4 protein-coding genes and 1 pseudogene are annotated in these 3,866 nt (G+C 71.0%); 3 read left to right on the top strand and 2 right to left on the bottom strand.

Annotated elements, in window-relative coordinates; all coding sequences use genetic code 11:
* Positions 1-95, top strand: a pseudogene (locus tag ACFWBT_RS42235) (chitinase); the annotation flags it as partial.
* A 457-nt stretch (positions 96-552) separates the two neighbouring features.
* Here the strand turns inward: ACFWBT_RS42235 and ACFWBT_RS42230 are convergent.
* Together ACFWBT_RS42230 and ACFWBT_RS42225 are read right to left on the bottom strand one after the other, a co-directional pair.
* Entirely contained in the window at positions 553-1,389 is an 837-nt protein-coding gene (locus tag ACFWBT_RS42230) for an oxygenase MpaB family protein (RefSeq protein WP_385709919.1), read from the bottom strand.
* A gap of 1 nt (position 1,390) precedes the next feature.
* Positions 1,391-2,224: an oxygenase MpaB family protein gene (locus tag ACFWBT_RS42225; protein ID WP_385709916.1), complete on the bottom strand. Its 834-nt coding sequence runs from the start codon at positions 2,222-2,224 to the stop codon at positions 1,391-1,393.
* 232 nt (positions 2,225-2,456) lie between these two features.
* Between ACFWBT_RS42225 and ACFWBT_RS42220 the strand changes: the two genes are divergently transcribed.
* Both ACFWBT_RS42220 and ACFWBT_RS42215 read left to right on the top strand, forming a co-directional pair.
* Positions 2,457-3,089 carry a DUF6230 family protein gene (locus tag ACFWBT_RS42220; protein WP_385709913.1) on the top strand — a complete coding sequence of 211 codons (633 nt, stop codon included), beginning with the start codon at positions 2,457-2,459 and terminating at the stop codon, positions 3,087-3,089.
* Between the two features lie 24 nt (positions 3,090-3,113).
* Positions 3,114-3,866: a DUF6114 domain-containing protein gene (locus tag ACFWBT_RS42215; protein ID WP_385709910.1), complete on the top strand. Its 753-nt coding sequence runs from the start codon at positions 3,114-3,116 to the stop codon at positions 3,864-3,866.

The following is a 3,866-nucleotide window of genomic DNA, read 5'->3' as shown; positions in this document are numbered from 1 at the left end:
GCAGGAACCCCGCACAGGTCCAGAGCCGCGTGGACGCCTACCAGCGCTTCACCTCGATCCTCGGCGTCACACCGGGAGCCAACCTCTACTGCTGAACGGACCGGTGACGACGCGGATCGGCGTCACTCGGGCCAGGTTCTGGTGAGACTCGCTCCACGCCGGGACCCCGAGTGACACCCGGCCGGGCCTCAACACCACGCTGATCCAGGGCTATTGGGGCGGTGCCGTCCAGGCTGCCTCGCCGACCGAGATATCAGCGGGCCTTGATCGAATTCTGGTGCGCACATCGTCACCAGTGGCGCTCGGCCCTGGTTGAACTCGCCTACAGGCACGACACGAGTCGCCGTATGCCTGTACGCGACCGCGCCCCCGCCCTTCGGCCGAAGAATGCCGACAACGCGTTCTTCGGCCGAAGGCGCCACCGCAAGCACAACGTCCAGTTCGCCCAACGGCAGTGATCAGAGCGGCAACGCGCTCGTGGCCCAGCCAGAACCACGGGATCACCTGCGCCGGGGCGGGCCTCTCACCGCCCCGGCGCGAGGGTTGCCCCGTTCACCGTCCGGCGGCCGCACGGGCGGCCCGGGCTGTGGGGAGGTAGCGGAGGCGCTCGGGGAGCAGGGGGACGAGGGTGCGTACGACCGCGCCGAAGCGGCGCAGTCTGCGTTCGTCCCTCGGCGTCCAGGGAACGCCGAGCCGGTCGCGCGCGGCGGGCGGGAGCAGGCCTGTGGTGACGAAGACGTGCAGGCGGCCCAGCGGTCGGCGCAGCAGTGGCCACAGCAGGCGCGTCAGCGTGCCCGAACCGGGTGGCGGGGCGATGGGGCGGCGCGGGTCGAGCAGTTCCTGGACCACGGCGGTGCTCTGCAGTTCCTCCTGGATCATCGCGTCGAAGTAGATCCAGAACTCCTCGGGAGTGCCCGGCATGTCGCGCTCGTTGATGCCGAGGATGGCGCCGAGTTGCAGCAGTTCGTCGTAGAGGCGGCGCTCGTCCTCGGGGGACAGCGGCCGGGAAAGGTAGCGGGCGGCCCGCAGGAAGACCGGGTAGGCGGTGGCGTGCACCCAGGCGTAGTAGGCGGGGGTGAGCGCGTGGTAGCTGCGGCCCCGGGTGTCGGTGCCGCTGATGGTCCTGTGCAGGCGCCGCAGGCGGCGCCCCTCCTCGATCGCCCGCTCGCCACCGTAGACCCACAACTGAAGTGATTCCAGCGAGCGTTCGGCGCGCCCCCAGGGGTCCGTGCGGAACACCGAGTGGTCGTCGACGCCCGCGCCGACCGCCGGGTGGGCGACCTGGAGGACGAGGGCGGCGGGCAGCGAGAGCAGGAGCCGTACGTCGCCCGCGATCTCCCACAGGATCGTTCCCGGGGCGAGCGGCGCGGGCTCGGTGGTGGATTTCATGTCACCTCGCCCCCAGCGGGCGCCGCGCGGCGGGATCGGTGCCCGGCCGGTGCGTGGCCCAGTAGGCGATGGCGAGCGATCCGGTGATGCGGAGCGGGGGCGGGACGAGCAGCATCAGGAACCTCACGACGAGGGCGAAGCGCCGCAGGGCGCGCTGTTGCCGCCGGCTCCAGTCGAGGTGCAGGCGGTCACGCAGGCGGGGTGGGAGGGTGCCGACGGTGACCAGCAGCGCGTAGTGGGCGGCGATCCGGGCGAAGGGCCGCCAGAGCGGGCCAGGGAGCAGACGGAACGGCTTGGCGGGATGGGCGAGTTCGTCGACCACGTCCCGCACGGACTGGTTGTACTCCAGCCTGTTGTCGACCATGTCGTCGTAGTACGCGGTGAACGCCGCCCAGTCCGGGGGCAGATGGTGGTCCTTGAGGCCCCAGACCCGTCCGACGTCCCGCATCTCGCGGTAGTACTCCTCCGTTTCCTCTTCGGTCATGCCCTTGCCGAACAGGTTCTGCGCGTCGACCGGCCCTTTGACGAGGGTCGCGTGCACCCAGTGGTAGGCCTCCGGGTTGAGGGCGTGGTAGCGGCGGCCCGCGGAGTCGGTGCCCTTCATCCCGGCGTGCACGTGGATCAGGCGCCGCGCCTCGTCGGTGGCGGCGCGCTGCCCTCCGTAGATGACGGTGCTCAGCGAGAGCAGGGTGCGGATCAGGCGGGGCCAGGGTTCGGCGCGGAAGTTGCTGTGGTCCTCGACGCCGGCGCCGACGACGGGGTGCGCGACCTGGAGCAGGAGCAGCTGGGGCGCCATGAGGGTGGCGCGGGCGTCCCCGAAATGGCGCCAGGCCATTCCGCCCCGACGCGGCGCCCTCACCGCGGAGTTTGCCTCAACTACCCCCGAATATACGGGCGTTGGATCGGCCGGCAGGTGCGGCAGAGCGGCCATGACGCCTCCGTTTCTCCGTTGTGTCCGGAGTATTGACGTGCCCCGTGAAACAAGTCAATAGTTTTTGTATCTTCGACTCATCGATGGCTCCCGAGAGTTCGCCGCCATCGCCCCAGCCCTGCGAAAGGGACTTCCCATGAGTGACAGATACGCCCATACCGGGACGAGTACCCCGGGTGCAGGTCGTACGCACTGGAAACGCAGCGCCGTCATGTTCGTCCCCTGCACCCTGGCCGTGGGGGCACTCGGCATCGCCCTCGCCCAAGGGGCGCTCGCCGCGTCCTTCGCCGTCTCCGGCGCCGCGTTCAAGGTCTCCGCCTCGGAGATCACCGCGGACGGCGTGTCGTCGTTCCCCTCCTCCATCGGCGACTCCGCGAACGACGCCAAACCCGTGCTGCTGGCCGCCGTCAAGAACGGCACGGTCTCCGACGTGTGCGTCTCGCTCAAGCAGAAGCTTCCACTGGTCGGGGACGTCACCATGCTGGTGCACTCGGGGGCGGACAAGCCGCTCGAAGGCAGCAACCTCGTGGTGAACGCGGACGCCCTCACCGGAGCCGGCGGCAAGGTCACCGGTGTCCAGGCCGGCCGGGACGCCTCCACTCTGACCGGTGCGCCCGGTGTCACCGGACCCAAGGGAACTTTCGGCGTCCAGGCGAGCACCGCGGTCGCGCATGACGTCGAGAGCACCGCGTACTCCGCCAACGGAGGCACGCTCACGCTGGAGAAGCTGGAGATCGAGTTCAGCCGCACCGGCAAGCAGTGCTTCTGACGGCGACGAGGGACGGACTCGGTCATGTTCAGCTTCGTCTTCGGCTTCCTGTCGGAACTGGCGCGCGAGACCGGCGACTGGTTCGACCGGATCCTGCCCGCGCCCCGGCTGCGCCGCTCCCTGCGCGGCTGGCGGCGCAGGCGTCCGTTCTGGGCCGCGGTGTGGATCGTCGCGGGAGGCGTGGAGATGGTCGCCATCCCGCTGGCCCCGCTTCCCCTGATGATCAAGATCGGTGTGGGCGCCATGTCGGCCGTCGGCATCAGTCTGGTACTGGTCGCGGGCGGCCTCTTCTTCCTCTTCAAGCCCGACCAGCGGATGTTCGTCTCCGTCGTCACCGCCATCGCCTCGCTGACCTCGATGGCGACGACGAACCTCGGCGGATTCGGCGTCGGCATGATGGCCGGGCTCATCGGCTCCTCGATGGCGTTCGGCTGGATGCCCGATCCGGTCCGCGCGGCGGACGGCGAGGACGGGGACCGGCTGCTCGGTCCGTCAGGGGCCGGCCCGAGCGATCCGGCCCCGGAGGTCCGTGCCGAGACCGCACCCGGCGCGGCGGGCCTGCCGCGGGAGGTCGGTGCCCTGCCTCGGGAGGTCGGTGCGCCGAAGGACCGGGACGGCGCTGCCCCAAAAGCCCGTGAGGACCGTGCCCGCTCCGGCGGCCGCCGGAGGCCCGCCCGGGGCACGGCCCTCTTCCTCGTGAGCGCGTTGGTCGCGGCGGCCGGACTCCCGGCCGCGGCGGCCCCCCCCCCCCCCCCCGGCCCCCAACCCGGCGCATGA

It is taken from the genome of Streptomyces sp. NPDC060027 (assembly GCF_042737005.1).
Classification (GTDB): Bacteria; Actinomycetota; Actinomycetes; order Streptomycetales; family Streptomycetaceae; genus Streptomyces.
Note: the sequence above shows the minus strand (reverse complement) of the source record. Positions and strands in the feature narration are given on the sequence as shown.